At 68.1% G+C, this 1,360-nt stretch carries 2 protein-coding genes; one reads left to right on the plus strand and one right to left on the minus strand.

The genetic code is table 11. The annotated features are described in order from the left end of the window. Positions 1–34 precede the first annotated feature (34 nt). Positions 35–913 carry an IS5 family transposase gene (locus AB0P35_RS42105; RefSeq protein ID WP_363521905.1) on the plus strand — a complete coding sequence of 293 codons (879 nt, stop codon included), beginning with the start codon at positions 35–37 and terminating at the stop codon, positions 911–913. Positions 914–922: 9 nt separating this feature from the next. Here the strand turns inward: AB0P35_RS42105 and AB0P35_RS42110 are convergent, their stop codons facing one another. After that, positions 923–1,321 carry a hypothetical protein gene (locus tag AB0P35_RS42110; protein WP_363521902.1) on the minus strand — a complete coding sequence of 133 codons (399 nt, stop codon included), beginning with the start codon at positions 1,319–1,321 and terminating at the stop codon, positions 923–925. Between the last annotated feature and the right edge of the window lie 39 nt (positions 1,322–1,360).

A 1,360-nucleotide genomic window follows, 5' to 3' on the forward strand; every position in this document is an offset into this window, starting at 1 on the left:
GCCGTGTCCCGTTGCTGAGGCGTTCGTTGAGCTCATCGTGAGCGGTGTTGGGGGTGGGTATCCGTCGGACCTGACGGATGAGCAGTGGGCGCTGGTGGGGCCGTTGCTCCCGCCGGCGCGGGTGGGCCCGAAGGGCGGTCGGCGGGAGAAGCATCCGCGGCGCCGGATCGTGGACGCGATCTTCTACGTGGTGCGGACCGGGTGTGCTTGGCGGCAGCTGCCGAAGGACTTCGCTCCGTGGCCGACGGTGTACTGGTACTTCACGTGGTGGCACGACGACGGCACGGTCGAGCGGATCCACGACGCCCTGCGTGGCCGGGTCCGCAAGGCCGACGATCGAAGCGCCGAGCCGAGCGCGGGGCTGATCGACTCGCAGTCCGTCCGAACCGCCGACACCGTGCCCGCCGCAACCAGGGGCTTCGACGCAGCGAAGAGGGTCAAGGGCCGCAAGAGGTTCATCGTCACCGACACCCTGGGCCTGTTGCTGGCCGTCCATGTCGTCGCGGCCAGTGTCCAGGACCGCGACGGCGCCCGCCGACCGCTGCTGTGGACCCGCCTCGACCACCCAGGTGTCAAGAAGATCTGGGCGGACCAAGGCTTCGCCGGCCGCCTGGTAGAGTGGACCGCACAGATCCTCGGCCGCGAGCTGGAGATTGTCCGCAAGGATCCCGACCAGCGGGGATTCCAGGTCCAGCCGAAGAGGTGGGCTGTGGAGCGCACCTTCTCGTGGCTCACCGCCCACCGTCGTCTGGCCCGCGACTACGAAGCCAGCCCGGCTCGCTCGGAAACCATGATCCGTTGGGCAATGATCGGCATCATGGTGCGGCGGCTCACGCGCACTGGTCCCGCTACACGGCCGGGTCCCCGGCTGATCGCCCGGGTCTCTGCGGCGGGACACACGGCCGGCTCGTAGGTGATCAGCTCAGTCCGTATCGTCACCGAGAAGGACTGCCTCCAGCGCGAGCAGGTCCGTGTCATCGAGCTGCGGGACCGTCCAGCCGTTGGCCTGCGCATGCGCGATGAACTGCACATCGAGCGCCAGGTGGTAGTGCTCGACGTAGTGCGCCAGGCCCGAGTACCAAAGCCAGTGCCCGTCCGTCAGCAGGTGCAGCTCGCCGATAACAGGGTTGTCGGGGGCGAGAACGTCACGCACAAGCGTGGTCGTCGCAGCCAGCAGGGCACCGTTCTGCAAGTACTTGACCAGCTCACGAGCGTTAACGGGCGCCTCGGCCCTGACCGCGGACCGCAGCGACAGCCCATCCGGGCTGCCCTGCTCAAGCTCTCTGAAGTCGCCGACGAAGGGGACGCGTGCATCGCTCACCAGCAGAGGCTAGAACACCTCCCCACCCACGATCCACGA

Origin of the sequence: Kitasatospora sp. NPDC085879 (genome assembly GCF_040686255.1) — a bacterium.
GTDB lineage: Bacteria > Actinomycetota > Actinomycetes > Streptomycetales > Streptomycetaceae > Kitasatospora.